12 protein-coding genes are annotated in these 18,740 nt (G+C 39.4%); all 12 read right to left on the bottom strand.

Annotation, left to right across the window (positions count from 1 at the left end):
• Positions 1–38: 38 nt before the first annotated feature.
• The 12 genes from PTI45_RS15995 to purM all read right to left on the bottom strand — a co-directional run bounded on the left by PTI45_RS15995 (position 39) and on the right by purM (position 18,374).
• Positions 39–641 carry a hypothetical protein gene (locus PTI45_RS15995; RefSeq protein ID WP_069328607.1) on the bottom strand — a complete coding sequence of 201 codons (603 nt, stop codon included), beginning with the start codon at positions 639–641 and terminating at the stop codon, positions 39–41.
• An 11-nt stretch (positions 642–652) separates the two neighbouring features.
• Positions 653–1,399, bottom strand: a complete 747-nt coding sequence (locus tag PTI45_RS15990; protein WP_069328606.1) for a pre-toxin TG domain-containing protein — start codon at positions 1,397–1,399, stop codon at positions 653–655.
• A gap of 277 nt (positions 1,400–1,676) precedes the next feature.
• Positions 1,677–2,147: a hypothetical protein gene (locus PTI45_RS15985; protein WP_069328605.1), complete on the bottom strand. Its 471-nt coding sequence runs from the start codon at positions 2,145–2,147 to the stop codon at positions 1,677–1,679.
• Between the two features lie 309 nt (positions 2,148–2,456).
• Positions 2,457–2,678 (bottom strand): hypothetical protein, encoded by a 222-nt coding sequence (locus PTI45_RS15980; protein ID WP_069328604.1) that lies wholly within the window; start codon positions 2,676–2,678, stop codon positions 2,457–2,459.
• A gap of 12 nt (positions 2,679–2,690) precedes the next feature.
• A complete protein-coding gene (locus tag PTI45_RS15975; RefSeq protein WP_069328603.1) occupies positions 2,691–3,392 on the bottom strand; it encodes a pre-toxin TG domain-containing protein in 702 nt (233 codons plus the stop codon).
• A gap of 118 nt (positions 3,393–3,510) precedes the next feature.
• Positions 3,511–3,993, bottom strand: coding sequence for a hypothetical protein (locus PTI45_RS15970; RefSeq protein WP_069328602.1), 483 nt, complete (start codon positions 3,991–3,993; stop codon positions 3,511–3,513).
• A gap of 1 nt (position 3,994) precedes the next feature.
• Entirely contained in the window at positions 3,995–12,562 is an 8,568-nt protein-coding gene (locus PTI45_RS15965; RefSeq protein WP_069328601.1) for an RHS repeat-associated core domain-containing protein, read from the bottom strand.
• Positions 12,562–13,320, bottom strand: coding sequence for an RHS repeat domain-containing protein (locus PTI45_RS15960; protein WP_069328600.1), 759 nt, complete (start codon positions 13,318–13,320; stop codon positions 12,562–12,564). The genes PTI45_RS15965 and PTI45_RS15960 overlap by 1 nt, the downstream gene beginning before the upstream one ends.
• A 327-nt stretch (positions 13,321–13,647) precedes the next feature.
• Positions 13,648–14,922 carry a phosphoribosylamine--glycine ligase gene (gene purD / locus PTI45_RS15955; RefSeq protein WP_069328599.1) on the bottom strand — a complete coding sequence of 425 codons (1,275 nt, stop codon included), beginning with the start codon at positions 14,920–14,922 and terminating at the stop codon, positions 13,648–13,650.
• Positions 14,923–15,126: 204 nt separating this feature from the next.
• Complete coding sequence (purH, locus tag PTI45_RS15950) at positions 15,127–16,674, bottom strand: bifunctional phosphoribosylaminoimidazolecarboxamide formyltransferase/IMP cyclohydrolase (protein WP_069328598.1); 1,548 nt, start codon at positions 16,672–16,674, stop codon at positions 15,127–15,129.
• Positions 16,675–16,707: 33 nt separating this feature from the next.
• The gene (gene purN / locus PTI45_RS15945; protein ID WP_069328597.1) at positions 16,708–17,331 is read right to left on the bottom strand and encodes a phosphoribosylglycinamide formyltransferase; all 624 of its coding nucleotides are present in this window, start codon (positions 17,329–17,331) and stop codon (positions 16,708–16,710) included.
• On the bottom strand, positions 17,331–18,374 hold the full coding sequence (purM, locus tag PTI45_RS15940; protein WP_069328596.1) for a phosphoribosylformylglycinamidine cyclo-ligase: 1,044 nt from the start codon (positions 18,372–18,374) through the stop codon (positions 17,331–17,333). Before purM ends, purN begins: the two co-directional genes overlap by 1 nt.
• Between the last annotated feature and the right edge of the window lie 366 nt (positions 18,375–18,740).

Here is an 18,740-nt window from a genome sequence, read left to right as displayed (position 1 = left end):
CTTTAGTAAAACTTAAGTTAATTAAATATAGTTATTAATTATTCATCTTTAATCGCTTTTCTACCAGTCAAAAAATATTCTTTAAAAAAGTTAGTATCAAACAATTTCCCTTGAAAATTCTCGTTTTTATATTGAAATTGTTTTAGTTTTGCTTGTTGTAAACTATTATTGTCCATAGAGTTAAATGGTATTGATTCTTTTAAATCAAATGTTAATTTAATTTGATATTTACTACCAGTAACAATCATTAATGTTGCATAATAATCTGTTAAAAATGATAAATACCCTCCACAATAACAAACTCTATCGTCCTTATTAATAGTATATGGCCAATTGTAATACTTTTCGCTTTCTTTTTTTAAAGACTTATCTTTGCTCCATTTTAGATTTGCACCTTTGACTCCATCAATTTGAACTTTTAACTTTCCAAATACAAATAAAGAATCTTCTTTACTGAAAAAGCCTTGCATTTGTAATTGATCTTCAAAATCAAAGATATTAATTACTGTATTTGCAAGTTCAAATTCATATAGTCCTTTTATATCGCTAGCAAAGTTCAAAAAAATAATTGGTTGAAATTCTCCACTACTATCTACAATACTATCAAACTCTTCATCTCCTATATCAATAGTAAGAATCATTTTATCTAACCTCACTTTCTAACAAATATATATTGATCTAAAAATTCCGATTTGATTATTTCTCCATCTGTTGTTAAATAAGTACCGTCATTGGCAATATCACGTCGTTCTCCTTTTACTTGTAATCCTTTATCCTCTAATTGTCTTAATATTTTTTTCATATTAGAACCTGATCCGGTAATTATAATTTCACCATCTTTAGATAAAACCCTTAGTATTTCAGAGTTTAATGGATCATACCCATAAGGGTTTTCTATAATTATTTTGTTCTGACTTCCTGTTTTTATATTAGTAAGCTGATTCGCATCTCCATAATGAACACCTTGAGATTTAGGATCTATATCAATATTGTATGTTCCCTCTATAGGCCTTCCTCTTGCACCAATATTTAACATTCCATTTATCTCAGCAGGTGATTCTAAATATTTACCAGGTGTTTTAGCCACTCTTGCTATAACCCAACTACCGCCATCAATTGCTCCCTTAGTTAAGGCTTTCCCTGCAATCTTGCCTCCAGGTACCCAACTTAAGAGAACTCCTCCTCCATTAGCTACTCGATCTGCAACTGATAATTGATCTCCTGTGACATAGTTGACTCCGGTAAATATTTCTTGCAGTCCTTTGAGTGTACCTAATCCTGGCACAGCATCTACTAAGAAGCTTCCAACGGTTTTCAACAATTCATCACTATCCGCACTCAATCCAAATGGATCGATATACGAGATTGGATTCCCATTCACATTCACATACCGGTTCATGGTTAGTCCATCGTCGATACTTCCACTCAAAAAATCTCGGTTCACAAAGCACTTGATCTCTGGATTTTAGTATTTTGCTCGCATATGGTACAATTCGTTCGGATCGGTCATCACTCTGTCACATCTGTTATAATCATATTTTGAAATAAACCCTAAAATCTTCTAAATAAAAAACCAAGTCAATTGTTATCTAGGTATAATTGACTTGGTTTTTATAAAAATAAAAGAATTATTTAACATTATTAACTACTTATGATATTGAAGTATTAGCTTTAAATCACTCTGGCATAGTTGGCAAAAAAGGACGTTTTTTTTCTAGTTCAAACCAGACTTCAATATGATTACATAAAGACGGGATATCTAATATTGCCTTTTCACACAAACTTTCATAATCATCTTTTAGAACCTTCTTCAAGTCATAACTAACAGCATATTTATCACTCAACTTGGCTTCATAAACCTGAGTTGGCTCGATTATATAATTCCTATGACGAGTATGATGACTGATATTCATACCCCATTTAAGTTTACCTTTAAACATATGAATACATTTCTGTAACTGTAAATACACTTCATTCTCATTATGAAATCTGAAATAAAAACCTGCTGGACGATCATAAATATTACTAGGATTATACATGGATGTCCGATGCCATTCAAATGAGCCTAGTTTTGAAATAGTATAAGCCATCAACTCAAAATCTCTCACTTCTCCATTTTCTGAAAAATAAATACTATTAGGAACCATTGCTCTTCACCTACTTTAAAGTGTGTCTACTTATAGATATTTTCCCACCATTTAGCTCCTTTAATATGTCTATATAATCTTTAGTAGTAATGGGTTGATCACTAAATCGAGGATCATAGATATACTTACCATCAGAATAAATAGTATGGTAATCAAATTTTTGTGCTTCTCCATACTCAGTAACATTTATTGTTCCATACTTTTCTGATGATGTTATTGTAATAATTTCATAATCAGCTATTCATTCTCCTATAGACTGAATAATAAAAAAACCTAAAAGAATTAAATTCCTTCAGGTTTTTTTATTATTTAATTTTTGCTTTTTCTTTTTGTTAATCCTAAATCATCTAATATACTACTTCTTTTAATTTCCAATAAAACACAATAATCTCCGTTGCTACAAATAATAGCCGGATGTTTTCCTGTTTCCATACTTTGATATATTAAAATTTCACCACAATACGGACATGGTACTTGTTCACCTTTTAAAACTCTTTTGTCAATGTCTGAGTTTTCTTCTTTTAAATTCATATCAATTCTCCTTTATCTATAAGGTATAGTTGGATAAAGAGACTTCACTTCCTGAATGATCGCTTTTATTTGTGTATAAGAAAGATTATCTCTTGAATGTTTAGCTTCTCTCATGAAAGCAATCACTTCTTCACGCTGAGTATATATAGGATTTTGAAGCGAAGTATGCGTAACCTCATGAATAATTGTTTGAGCCGTTTTAGTAGTTGACTCGGTTCCTTTCACATAAATTGTAGCAGTATTGGTACGCATATTTGCTTTTCCTAATATCTGGTTACCTAGCATATCAGTTGGTAATTCCCCATAATCTAATCTAATTTTTGTACCATGACTTTGTATCAAACTAATAGTTTCTTGTCCTACTTGAGATCTATTCAACTCACGATAAAGATTTTTAGGAGCAATTCTTTGTCCAAAAGGAGCATACGTATTTTCTTTGAATAAATCAGAAGGTTTGGCATATCGTACTTGTTTATTAAACTGCCCAATAAGCCAGCTACCGCCATCAATAGCACCTTTAGTCGCTGTCTTCCCAACGACTTTCCCGCCAGGTACAAAGCTAACTAATGTACCTACTCCAGTAGCAACTCGGTCTCCTACAGAAAGTTCTTGACCTGTCACATAATCCGTTCCAGTAAAGACTTCCTGTACACCTTTTACCGTTCCTAAAATAGGCACAGCATCCGCTAAGAAACTACCAACTGTTTTCAACATCTCATCACTATCTGTACTGAGTCCAAATGGATCTATATATGAAATGAGATTCCCATAATAAATACTCCTTCACAAAAAAACCTTGCAAAGCATGAAGCTACGCAAGGTTAAAATGATATTAATAGTTTTCTAATTCTTCCAATTGCAATTGAGCAATCTTTTTAAAAGGAGCATATAATGCTGCTATTTTCTTTTTAAAAGTAGCTTCTTCTGCTAAAAATATATTTCCTTCTAAATTAGTACTTAGTGCGTACCATTCTTCACATTCAATAGACGCACCTTCACCACCATCTGCCTCGTCTCCAGAATTTAAGAGTAATTCATAAATAGATAGTTTTCCTTCTAAATACATCAGGTAAAAATATCCAATTATTGCATCACTAGAAGTAATTTTATTTTCCATATCGGCTCTCTCCGAAATCAATAAATCACTAAGTGCATCACTTAACATTTCAATGCTATTAGATAGCGAAATACTAATCAACCAATCTTCTACTAATATCTGTTTCATAATGCGTTGGTCAGCCCAATTCTGCCAATCTTTCTTTTGATAATAACCACTATACGATATTGCAAAAAGATAATGGGCAATTGGTATCATATTACCACCTCGGAGTATCAGGATGAAGACCTGCATTATTCGGTCCATGTTGTGTAGGATTTTGCCATGGATTAGGATGATAATGCGGACTCTCATGATGATGCGGCTTACCATGATTTGTATAATCATTATTTCCTATCCTTCTACCAAACTGATCATAAATTGTTTCTCTCTTGTACAATTCTCCAGTGTTACTTAACTTTTGATCTATAATGCTTCGTGTACCAGGTACAGCATAAGTTCTCTGCCTTGTGTTTGGATTTCCTTTATAATTTGGATTTATGTTCTGTTCCCAATATCTCTGATATCTAGAAGCTTCAGCAGCATCCATATCATCAAAAAAAGTTCTAGGAGTTTCTATCTCTTTAGCAAATAACTGCAAATTAACTTTTAGTGGTAACTTACTCGCTACTTGCTTTGTTTCCTTCTTCCCAAACTGCTTAACAACCCAGCTACCTGCATCAATTGCCGCTTCGGTTCCATATTTACCGACATATTTTGTCCCCGGAATTGGAATCAAGCCCGTTAATGAACCAATCCCATTGGCTACTCGGTCAGCTACAGACAATTGTTCACCTGTAATGTAATTGACGCCCGTAATCGTTTCTTGGAAACCTTTCACGGTTCCCAAAACAGGAATCGCATCGGCTCCATAGCTTAATCCTGTTGCGAACCAAGAATCTCCATCTGCACTCAGTCCAAATGGATCGATATACGAAATCGGATTCCCATTCACATACGCATATCGATTCATGGTCAGCCCATCGTCGATACTTCCGCTTAGAACATCTCGGTTCACAAAGCGCTTGATCTCTGGATTGTAGTACCTTGCTCGCATCTGATACAATCCGTTCGGATCGGTCATCACTCCGTCGCGTCCGTTGTATTGGAACGGTTGCTCGGTCGTGCCTTCGTGTCCTAGAGATTCACCATAGGTGCCGTAACTGTACGTATCGGTCAGTTGTCCGTTGGCATCGGTTAATGCGAGTGTACTTCCTCGACGATCGTAATGGTAGCTTTGGTATGCTCCATTCGCATCTTGGCGTCCGATCAAGCCATTACCGTACACATACCATGCGGTTGGTTTGCCGGATGCATCGGTTTCCATCAGCACTTGAGACAACACAGCTTCGGGATTGATCACATATTTCGTGGTCGTTCCATTCACGGTCATCGACGTACGACGATTTTCGTGATCGTATCCGTATTGTACTCCACCGGCTTCCACCAGACGGTTACGTGCATCGAAGGTATAGTTTTGCATCTGTCCAGCCAGTGGACCGACCAACATATTTCCTTCGGCATCGTATTTCACCGCTTCGCCATTGACCGTAGCTAGACGATTGTCTGCACTGTACGTCATGGTCATATCGCCTGTACCGTATACATCTACGGTTACACTGGCTGGCTGTGTGTATACATCGGTTTGAACATCGGATGATACATTGTCTGTGGTTTGTGGTAATCCTTCGCTTTGAATCATCACATCTTCAAGCGATGGAGATAATCCAGGGCCATAGACATCGGCTATAACAGTATTCAGATCGGCATTGATATCGCCACCGTCTTCATTCGTCACTTGTCCAACCTGATCATACGTGTAATTGTATTCATACAATACCGTTCCATCTGCTTGCAAGTCTTTCAATGTCAATACTTGTCCTGCGGCATCATACGTACGAACTTCTTTCGTTCCATCTGGACGTGTTGTCGATAATAAGCGACTATTCGCATCATACGTATAAGAAGTTTGGCGTCCTGCCCAGTCTGTTACTGTCGACAATCGACCATTGGCTTGATACGTATAGGATACTTTTTTGCCATCTGGATACGTAAGTCCTGTTAATTGTCCTGCGGCATCGTACGCATACGAAATGCTCTGTCCATCTCCATTGGTGAACGATTCAACACGGTTCAATTTGTCATAGTTACGTACTAATACTTCGCCATTACTACCTTTAACCGAAGTGATATTTCCATTAGCATCGTAGTCATATGATACACTACCCGCTTCATCGGTAAATTGGCTCAAATTCCCTGCGGCATCGTAGCTATATTTACTGTTGCGACCATTTTTATCGGTATCGCTACCTAGTAATCCTACATTGTTGTACGTGTAGCTATGGTTGCCCCCTGCTTCATCTTGTTCTGAAGTCAGACGTCCAAGCAGATCGTACTGATATTTGGCACGATTACCATTGGCATCTACCATTTGAGTAATCTGGCTAAACGCATCGATTGTCTGCGATGTACTGCCTTGAATCGCATCTTTAACCGATGTTAATTGGTTTTTACGATCATATCCATAGGTCGTTGTACGTTTTAACGGATCGACCGATTGGGTTAACTGATTGAGATCGTTGTATGTGCTTGTATACGTATAGCCTAGCGCATCTGTCATTTTGACCGGATTGCCTGCGGTATCGTATTCGACCGTATACATTTTGTGATTGAGTGCATCATACGCTTCGATTGGACGACCTAATTTATCGTATGCATATTTCACTGTTGCACCTGCGGCATTGGTCTCTGTCATCAGACGACCTGCGGCATCATACGTAAATGAACTCTTACGACCTAACGGATCAGTGACAGCTGTCATATTGCCTTCGCTATCATAAGTGATCGAAAGTGTTCCACCCAGTGCATTACGAACCGCTGTTAATTGTCCATTAGCATCATAGGTGTAGCTTGTCGCATTACCACGTGCATCGGTAACACTTGCTAGATTGTCTTGACGATCATACGTGTAGCTGATTTTATTTTTGAGTGGATCAATCATGCTGATTAATTGATCATTATCATTATAAACAGCTTGGGAAAGGTTACCTTCTGCATCGCTTTGAGTCGTCATGCGACCTGCGGCATCGTAACCCACTTTCATAATCTCGCCTGTAGAAGCAGTCACCGTATCTAATTTATAGCCATTATAGCTATAGATCGTCTTCCCACCGCGCGGATCAGTTGCTGCTGTTAACATACCTTTGTCATTGTACTCATACGATACTTTATAACCTTCGGTATCGGTTGTACTGAGCAGACGACTATTGGCATCATACGTACTTGTAATGCTGTTACCATCAGGTCCTGTTGCTTTGAGCAAATTCCCTTTGCTATCGTAGGTCAAAGTCATCGATAGACCAGATGGATCTGTATTTTTGGTCAAATTCCCTTTGCTATCGTATTCGAACTTCGCCGTCTGACCTAACGCATTCGTAATACTGGTACGATTGCCTTGAGCATCATAGGTATAGCTTGTTTTTTCGCTATTACCATCTTGAACTTCAACCAATTGATAATTGATATTATGCACACGTTTTTGAATATCACCGTTGCGATCTGTAATCGTCGTCGTGAGCATTCCGTCTGCATTGCTATAAGCAAACGTTGTTGGTTGATGTGCAGTGATTCCATCATTTTGACGCAGTATTCTACCTTTGCTATCGTACGCATTTGAGAATACAAGCTTGCCATCTAATAAACCTGTCACAATCTGATTATTTTTGTTATACGTATATTCTGTTTTGTGGCTTCCTGGATCAGTAAGTGTAATCAATCGACCGGTATCATCATAAGTAAATGTAGATGTACGACCCGCTTGATCGGCAACTGTCGCTACTTTACCGATAGCGTTGTAAGTGATGACTAACTTCGCTCCACTGGTTGGTTCCGTCACAGATAGTAACTTACCTGAACTATCATACTGCATGTTCATTGTAATGCCACCACGTTCACCCATTGATTGCAGTGTTCCGTTAGCAGCGAAAATATAATGTGTTCCATCATAACGGGTCAATGTGTATGTGCCATTTGCATTTTTTTGCAATTGGTCATTACGTACTGCACGTTCAACAGGAGTGTAGGTAGCTTTATCACTATTTAGCATAAAGTTATTGGTACGGAAAGCATTCCAATATACCGTCATTTGACCTGTTGTATTGTTTTTACTCAAACGCATTTCAAAATTATGACTCCATCCTTTACCCAGACCCGCATTACCTTGTAAAAGAGCATAATACTGAGCTTGGAAAGGAATATCGACTGTTCCATGAGCAACCATCATCGTTTTATTGATAATTTGTGCTCCTGTAGAAGTGTCAACAGGATCTGCATAATACGTCTGTTGATCATAATCGGCTGGATCGATGGTTCCTACAGAAGGATTCACTACTGGCGGTACAGGAACTGGAGTCGTTGTTGTGACTTCCATTTTGAAAGAACCATATGGACTATAAAGTTCATATGTGGTTGTACCTGTATTACGAATCACAGTCGTATTGCCTGCTCCGATCGTAACTGTACCTGAACCTGTTTGTTCTTCTCCTTGCTCTGTCCAGTAACTAAACTTACTACCTACATTAAGTGCACGCCCATGATCGTGTACATTGGTTGCTTTGACCATCGTATTCGGTGCTAATGTGTAAAGTGATAATGCCGGAGTATCCTGATCTTGGAAATTAAAATGATCTTTATTTCCATTAACCAGTGTATTGGACGCTTGTTGCCCTGTAAGAATCGCATAACCACCTGCTGGAACAGATACCGAATTACCGGTTGTTTTGCGATCATACTGAACAGGTTTGCCTGAAGCATCATATACTGCCACATCGTACTTACCATCTACAGATAATGTAGCTGAACTGCTTGATGTATTGGTCGCTTTCATCGTCTGATCCATCGTCAATGTTTTGACTAACAGATCATCGCCTTGTGTCACTTTGATCGCTTCTGTCGGTGCATAGACTGTAATAGGTGCTACATCTATATTCGTTACAACCAGACGTGATGAAGCAGGAACGTCGTGATAACTAGCTGTTGTTCCTGTACTCGAAATGGCGAGTTTGCCATTCGCATTGTACAGTTGATAACTATGATTACCTGCTAATTTAACAAAAAAGTTGCCTGGCGAAATATTACGGATTGAATAGCTTTCGCCGACTTCAAGCGTTTTGATCGTTACAGGTTTACCGCTCACTGTTGTCATTTTGTAGGCATCGTACGAACCTTGAACCGTTACGTTAGCTGTACCTGATGCTGCAACAACAAGACGATCTCCTTTGGTCATCGCTTGCGAAAGCAGTTCGTCCCAACCGTACTCACGCACTTCTTTATTGGCTTTGTACTGTGCGTAATCATACGGATTACCATTAAAATATAAAAACATTTGATTCAGTGCATTTTGTTCAAATGCTATAGACTCATTCGTAGATAACGTTTTGGTAAAAGTAACTGGATGACTTCGATCCGCTAACTGGAACGACTCGAAAGGACCATATACCACATTGTAGATCGTATCACTATTTTGAATGGCTATTTTGGCCTTAGGATCTAGTGTTTGTGAAGGTGTTCCACTTAATCCATGACTATATTGTTTTAGTGCACCCGTACTATCATACGTTGCCATATCATAGATTTGCTCGATAATTAATCGAGAAGGAATACTATCTATATTGGTCGCTTCTAGACTTTGAGCGGGTGCTAATGCTTTTTTCATCAACGCTGGGTTCGTACGATTAGCGATCTTAAACGCATCATAAGAGCCTTCAATCATTACAGAATGCGCTGTTGGCGCTGTAATCGCAATGCGCTCTCCATGCTCTAGAAGTTCAACTCCACCCGATACTGCTCGTCCTAATCCATCGACTCCACCAGTTGCATCTCGTTTGACATAGTCGTAGATATTATCTACAGCGTTGAGATACACGTTAAACGATTTGGATGGTTGTGTATTGGTAATATCTACATTCTCATCGGTATTCAGTACCTTCTGGAATGTGACGGGATTGGTACGTGGTATTACTTTAAATGTGTCATACGCTCCATATACCAAACCGGGAGTTGCATCTACATTTTGTACAGCGACACGTTCACCTGTCGCTACCACTTGTACAGCCGAACCAGTATGGTTACGACCATATTCACTTAATACATCATTTGAAAATAAAGCAGAATCATAATTAACCGTCAGACGCACTTGCCCTGACTTAGTACCTGTATATTGAGCTTCGATACTTTCACGCTTCGATAATACTTCTTCAAACAAAGCAGGATTCGTACGTGCTTGTATCGTGAATGCATCATAAGGTCCTTCCACTGTTAAATCTGTTGAAATTACATTGGTGACTGACATGCGATTAGATGTCAGCAGGCTTTTGGAAGAACTGGTTTCTTTTCTTCCCATTTCGATCGATTGCCCTGCTTGATACTCTGCAAAATCATACGTTCCATTAGGATAAATGAAGAATGTTTTGCTTGTTTTATTCGTGAAGTCTAGACTTTGTTTTGTAGATAATGTTTTCTTGAATGTGACTGGATTGGTACGGTCTTTACCTGTAAATAACTCAAAAGCCGCATACGCATCAATTGTTTTTACATCCGTATTCATGACAGCTAAGCGTTGATTAGGATCTACAGAACGGTACGTTGTAGTGGTACCACGATAATAGCTGTTAGGCTGATCTGTTGTATCATAATCCATCAAGTCATGTTTACCTGTAAAATAAACCGTTTCATTGGCTTTATCTTTGTTAATAAACTCGGCACTCTGATTAATAGCTAATTGCTTCACCAGTAGTGCAGGATCGCTACTCGATTGAGCCGTTGTTACATCATAAGGACTCAAAATAACAAGTTGACTGCTTCCAGCATTCGTTAGCGTCACTCGTTCTCCATTATAAAAAGGTAATGATTTGGCGACACGATCATGATCTAGTGAGCGTAATGTATCATCTGCACGATAACTCGCTTGATCATATATTCCATCCGTAAACATACTGAACAGCGCCGGACTGGTGTTTGTTAATTTCGCACTTTGTCCTGCATTGAGATAACCTTTGTATAAAGCAGGTTCAGCCCGACTGCTGATATCAAATGCGTCATAAGGACCGGATACCGTCATCGCTTGATTACCACTATTGGTGGTGATCATTTTCTCATCTTTGCTAATCAGATGTCTTGCACTTACGATCGGATTATCAAAATCATCAACTTTATTATTATCTTTTTTGTAGACAGCATAGTGATGTTGCCCACTTGCATTGATATAGAATGAATAATTAGAGGTGTTGATTGTTTTTAATGTTTCGCCTACATTCAGTACACGATTAAACGTGACGGGTTGCGTACGAGCAGTCGCTACAAATGCTTCATAAGGAGCATGGATACTTGTGTTTGTATTGCTGCTACTTGTATTGGTAATAGCTACTTTTTCACCTGGATCAGGATAAATATTTGAAGATTTCACTACAGGTGCATACTCATTAATGCCTGCACTATCATACAGAGCATAATCAAATTCACCAGATACAAATAGTCCTGTTTTGGTAGGCGATACGTTTTTGATTTCTACCGAATTACCTGGAGAAATATCTTGATCCAATAAAGCAGGGTTAGCTGAATCGGATATCACTGAATTCAATTTAGGAATCTTAATCTTAATTGATTGTGTATTAAAAGCAGGATTGGTAATCACAACATAGTTACCATTTCCCATAATGTAGTTAGCACTTGTATTTAAAATATCGTAACTATCTACAGCGCCATTGGATTTGTACTCCGCAATCTGGAAACCATTGCCTATATCATCGGTTAACAGTTTCATGGTATCGCCAGAGTTGTTAAGCACTTTAATACTTTTGCCGGGTGCTAACGTTTTGGTAATCATCGGCGGTTCAACTTGGGTTGTGGTATAGAATGCAGGAGATGCACCTGTAACCAACATAGAAGCATCGCTAGGATTAGTCAAAACGATACTTTGCCCTGCTTTAACATATTTAGTTGGAGTCTTGGTTACTCCTGATGAAGCCAGTGTTCCATCCTCATCAAAGATTGAAAATTCATAATTATCTGTGCCGTCAATATACACATAGAAGTTTTTGGTCGTATTATTAGTTGCTTGTACAGAACCACCTTTAGTTAGATTGTATCTGAAATCAGCTGTTGAACTAGTTCCAGTAATATCTATCGGAATGGTTGGACCTACAATTTCGAATGCTACATTGTCACGGTTAGTAACAAGAATAGTGCCACCCTTTTCGACAACTTCTCCTCCACCCGTATCTTTACGAGTGAAAGAAGAAACAATCAATTCTCCATCTGCACTATAATGAATATTCGAGTTAATACCACCAATATCAACCGATAAAGAGTAGTCTAAATTACTATTTTTTACATAAGCGCTAGCTCCCGGTTGTACAGAATATCGAGTCAGTGCTTTAAAAATTTGAGACGAGAGTTGAAATGTTTTACTTTTCATATCTATTGTCATATTAGAAGATGAATTATTCGTTATTCGCACGGTCTGATTAATAGATAAAGTAATTGGAACATATGCTGTTTTAGTATAGAAACCAGATACATCTCCGCTTGCTAAGTACTTTACATAATCATAATTGGTACCTGTCACATAAATAGTTGCAGAGGAAGAAGCTGTATATGTAAAATCCATTGTTCTTCCAGGACCCAATGTATATACGCCGGTCTCCGCAGAAGCAGAATTCATTTTGAACCCTGCGACTACAGCAAATAAAACAACAAACAATAAGGCTAACCGTACATATTTATTTTTCATTAACGGTGATCCCCCTGTGTTGACTGTTCAAATGTACGATCAGCAAATCCGGCTTGTGCTGTACCATTTGATTTGAGCAGAACAATCTGCAAATGAACACGGGCTTTGACCGCTTGTGCTGGAGCTTTTAAGTTGGCACCGTACGTATGCCAATCCGTATTTTGCTTGAGGTTCAAAATGTTGTTGTAATGCACTAATTTATTGTTTTTATCATAATAATTAATGATGACTTGCACGACAGCATCTTTTACATTTCGGGTCTGTACCCAGCCATTATAAGAGTAAGCTTGCCCTGCTTTCACAGCAATATCACGGTAAATATTCGCAGCGCCTGTACGTTTAGACGATACTTCGATCCATTGTGTATTCATCATAGAAGAAGAGGAATGGTATACATCGCTTGCTACGGTAGTGTCGCCATACACATTATGTACAACTGATTGAGGTATTGTGGTGGTTGTAGGTGCGTATACATCTTCTGTTGCTGTACGATAACTCGCTTTGATTCCTTTTGTAGCATAAGCTGTCCAACCTGTCATCACATTGGACGTTTGACGTAATGACTTACTGCTAGTACTGGATTTGACACTTAATATATTTCCACCTTGATCATACGTATATGTGGTTTGCTTGCCATCTTTAGTAACTGAAGTGACTCGACCTAGATCATCATATTGATATTCTGCTGCATACATTAGTGGAGCTGTAAGTAACATACTCATCATACTTATGGCTATCATTGTGCTAATCTTTCTCATTTTTTTCGCTTCTCTCCCTTTTGAATATCTGTAACTCATACAACTTAGTTAGCATATTTTGCACGGTGACTACTTCTTTATTCACCCTCCCTTTTTCAATGACAATCTTCTTTAGATTTATTATATCTTTTCCTTAAAAAGAATAGACCTTACTATCTAATCAATATATGGCAATTCAGTCAACAATATTATGGAAAATAACCGTAAATTTTCTGTAAAATATGTTATACCATCATTTTATATTTCACAGTCTTAATTAGTTGTTACAATAAAAGTATATAGCCAATAAAAAAAGCCGTCTTTTTTAACTCAGACGGCTTATCTATTTTATTGATCTTGCATCGCTTTAGCCGCAATATCACTACGCTGATGCTTACCTTCAAATGTAATCTTTTCAGCATGTTCATACGCTTTGGCACGTGCTGTTGCAATATCTGTTCCTAAGCCTACAACACCCAGTACACGTCCGCCATTGGTCACCACTTCACCATCTGTGCTTAATGCTGTACCTGCATGAAATACCAGTGCTTGCTCATCTGTATGTTCTAGCCCACTAATCGGCAATCCTTTAGCATAAGCAGCAGGATAACCTCCTGAAGCAAGGATTACACATACAGCGGCTTGCTCACTCCACTGGATCTCAATATCGGCAAGTGTACCATTTACCGTCGCTAGGAAAATCTCTAGCAGATCACTTTGTAGACGTGGTAAGACCACTTGCGTCTCAGGATCACCAAAGCGTGCATTGAATTCAATCGTTTTGGGCGTGCCATCTGGTGAGATCATTAATCCTGCAAATAATACTCCGCTAAATGAACGACCTTCGGCAACCATCGCTTTGGCAGTTGGAACAATAATCGTCTCTATTGCTTCATCAATAATACTTTGCTGGATATGTGGTAACGGCGAATAGGTTCCCATTCCACCTGTATTCGGACCTAGATCGTTATCATATGCAGGCTTGTGATCTTGCGCCGCCGCCATAGGACGAACCGTTTCTCCATCAACAAAAGCTAAGATCGACATTTCTTGACCAGCCAAAAATTCTTCGATTACTACTTTACTGCCTGCTTCACCAAATACTTTATCTTGCATAATCGACTGTAACGCATCGACCGCTTCGTCCATAGTATGTGCAACCGTTACCCCTTTACCTGCGGCAAGTCCATCGGCTTTGATCACGATAGGCATCGATTGTTGTTGAAGATACTGAAGGGCAGACGTATAATCATCGAACTTTGCATAAGCGGCTGTTGGAATATTGTATTTATGAAGCAAGTCTTTCATAAAGGTTTTGCTACCTTCGATAAGTGCTGCATTTTTACGAGGACCGTATACTGGAATTTGACGATGTTCAAAAACATCTACAATTCCATCAGCTAGTGGATCATCTGGGCCAATCACAACCAAGCCTACTTTTTGTTCTTCCGCAAAATCAGCTAATTTCTTAAATTCATTCACTTGAATCGGTACACATTCTGCTAGTTGTGCAATGCCTGCATTTCCAGGAGCACAGTAAATTTTATCTGCTTTTGGACTTTGAGCAAGCGACCAGATGATTGCATGCTCACGTCCTCCACCACCAACCACTAAAATATCCATCACGTCACGCTCCTTTACTATAGAGAAGGATTTTTCAAGCCAACAAAGCAACAGACCGAACAAGAAAAATTCGGTCTGTTTTGTTGCGTATTGCAAGCGAATTTATAGAAGTACAAACATTGTTTTATAACTATCTACCATCTGATTCTGTAATATTTCTCAGTGAATCTATTTCCATTTTTTCCAAATCATATTCTTATATGATTAATGTTTGAAATGACGTACGCCTGTGAATACCATAGCGATACCATATTCATTAGCCATCTTGATTGATTCTTCGTCTTTGATCGATCCACCCGGTTGAATAATCGCTTTGATGCCTGCTTTAGCTGCCAATTCGACCGTATCGCCCATTGGGAAAAAGGCATCTGAAGCAAGAATAGCTCCGTTCGCTTTTTCTCCTGCTTGTTCGATCGCAATTTTAGCGGCTCCTACACGATTCATCTGACCTGCACCTACGCCAACGGTCATATCATCGGCTGCTAATACGATCGCATTGGATTTCACATGCTTCACGACTTTCCATCCGAATAACAATTGCTTCAATTCTTCGCCAGAAGGAGAACGGTCAGTGACGACTTTTAGATCATCTGTCGTAATCGAATGTACATCACTTTCTTGTACGACCATACCGCCTTCAATCGTAGTCACCACATGTTGCGATGTACGTGCTTCCGATGAAGTCAATTCGCCCATTTTCAGCAAGCGAATATTTTTCTTTTTCGTCAAAATTTCTAATGCTTCTGGTGTAAAGTCAGGAGCAAGTACGATTTCTAGGAAAATCTCACTGAGCGGTTGCGCTGTTTCTGCATCAATTGTACGGTTGGCTGCTACAATCCCACCGAAAATCGAAGTTGGATCTGCATTGTATGCTTTGTTGTACGCTTCAGCGATCGTCTCGCCTACGCCTACTCCGCAAGGATTCATATGTTTGACAGCCACGACAGCAGGTTCTGTAAATTCTTTAACAATTTGTAGAGCCGCATTGGCATCATTGATATTGTTGTAAGATAACTCTTTGCCATGAAGTTGCTCCGCAGTCGTCAGTGTACCTGTTGGTGCCATAGGCTTACGGTAAAAAGCTGCCGCTTGATGTGGATTTTCGCCATAACGAAGATCTTGAATCTTCTCATATGTTACTGTGTAACGCTCTGGCAAAGGATCACCTAATACATTGCACAGATAATCAGAGATTAGAGCATCATATGCCGCAGTATGGCGGAATACTTTAGCTGCTAGACGTTTACGTGTATCCAGTGTTGTATCCCCTTCTGCACGTACTTCTTCTAGCACTTGCGCATAATCGTTAGAATCGACCACTACACTAACAAATGCATGATTCTTCGCAGCACTACGCAACATCGTAGGTCCACCGATATCAATATTTTCTATTGCATCTTCATAAGCTACATCTGGTTTGGAGATCGTTTCTTGGAAAGGATACAAATTCACAACGACCAGATCAATATATCCCAATTCCAAATCTTTCATTTGCTGTTGGTGTTCCGCGCTATCTCGAACTGCCAACAGACCACTATGTACTGCCGGATGTAATGTTTTGACACGACCATCTAGAATCTCAGGAAATCCAGTTACTTCTGAAATACCAATCACCGGTACTCCTGCTTCAGCAAGCAGATTTTTAGTCCCACCTGTCGAAATAATTTCAACACCCAATTGAGACAACTCGCGGCAAAAATCAACCACACCTGCTTTGTCGGACACGCTCACTAGCGCTCTTTTGATACTCATGATGGATTTATTCCTCCTTTAATTTGAAAAAAGTTATGTTTCCACAATCACTTGTCGTCCTTCAAGCGTGACTTTACCTTGTGCAATCTGAGCCACCACTTGTGGATACAATTTCCGTTCAATCTCATGTATCCGTTCGGCTAGCGTCTCTGCTGTATCGTGTGGCTGTACTTCTATAGCTTGTTGCGCCACAATCGGCCCTGTATCCATGCCATTATCTACAAAATGAACCGTAATCCCTGTTAATTTCACACCGTAGGCTAGTGCCTGACCTAATGCATCTTTTCCTGGAAAAGCAGGCAATAAAGACGGATGTACATTGATCATCCGACCCATATAAGGATTCACGATTGTCGGTGTAAGCAAACGCATATAGCCTGCCAACACAATCAGATCAATCCCCCGGCGTTCCAGTTCAGCTACAATCTCTATTTCATACTGTTCACGACTACTGTATTCTTTAGGGCGAAAAACATACGTATCTACACCCGCTTGTATCGCACGCTGAACCACAGGGGCTTGCGGTTTATCAGAAACTAACAATTCGATTGTTGTTGCTTCTGTTGCACCAAAATACCCCTTTTGCCATGCATCGACCATCGCTTGAAAATTAGTGCCTTCCCCTGAAGCAAAGACAGCAATTCGAAAAGGCTTCATTACACATCGACTCCGGTAAATGTCACAACTTTAGTTCCTTCATGCACACTTCCAAGTCTGTACGCAGTCTCGCCTTGTTCTTTGAGAACTGCTAATGCCTGTTCTGCTTGATCCGCAGCAACCACAATCACCATACCAATACCCATATTGAATGTCGTAAACATATCTTTGTGGCTAATACCGCCTTTAGCTTGCATCAATTGAAAAATAGGCAAGATCGGCCAGTTTCCGTATTCGATATCAACATTCACGTTTTCAGGCAACATCCGTGGAATATTTTCGATAAATCCGCCACCTGTAATATGTGCCATCCCTTTGACTTTAACCGCTTCTTGTAACGCAAGTGTTGATTTAACATATATTTTAGTAGGCTCTAGCAATACATCTCCAAGTACAGCACCATCAAGTTCTGCTACCGTATCTTTGAGATCATATCCACCGTCTTCAAGTAACAATTTACGTACCAGTGAGAAGCCATTACTGTGTATGCCACTAGAAGCTAAGCCTAGCACGACATCACCAGATGCAATCTCACTACCTGTGATCACTTTGGCTTTATCTACGATACCTACGGTAAATCCAGCAATATCATATTCACCTTCCGAGTACATTCCTGGCATTTCAGCCGTTTCGCCACCGATCAAGGCACATCCTGCTTGACGACATCCATCAGCAATACCGGATACAATCGCTTCGATCTTTTCAGGAATCACACGATCACATGCTAGATAATCAAGGAAAAACAACGGTTCTGCACCTTGTACCACGATATCATTCACACACATCGCAACAGCATCGATACCAATCGTGTCATGCTTATCCATCGCAAAAGCAAGCTTCAGCTTCGTACCGACACCATCCGTACCGGATACAAGTACAGGCTCATCATATTTATCTTTATTCAGGCCAAACAATGCACCGAAACCACCAAGTTCTGTCATCACTTCCGGGCGAAACGTTGTTTTAACGTGCTTTTTCATCCGTTCTACTGCTTCATTCCCTGCCGCAATATCGACCCCGGCACTTTTATAGGCTTCTGACACTGTACATCGCACCTTTCGTTTGGGCTTAGGAAATGGGGTTGCGGGTAGAAGAGTTGGTGAGCTACAGCGCTGCGAGGAAAAGGTTGTTCTATCGTCGCTGTTAAGATTGGATATCTTGATAGGACTACTGGGCAGTCGATATCCAACCTTAGCTTATGCTTCCGATGTAGTTTTCTATCGAAAACTTGTAAGGCGAGCGCTTCGCTCTTTCGAACAATCCTTTTCCTCTCCGCTTGAGCGTGGTTCAACTTTTCTAAAGGCAGACCCTAATTCTCTAAGGTTGTTTTGGTAATGTAATGAGGCTCTACTTCGTAATCGCTGGTTGGATTGTATATAGGTTCGTAGTTGTTGCTTGTTGCTTGTTGC

This window comes from Paenibacillus nuruki, assembly GCF_001721045.1.
In the GTDB taxonomy this organism is placed as follows: Bacteria; Bacillota; Bacilli; order Paenibacillales; family Paenibacillaceae; genus Saccharibacillus; species Saccharibacillus nuruki.
This window is presented reverse-complemented; position numbering and strand designations above follow the sequence as displayed.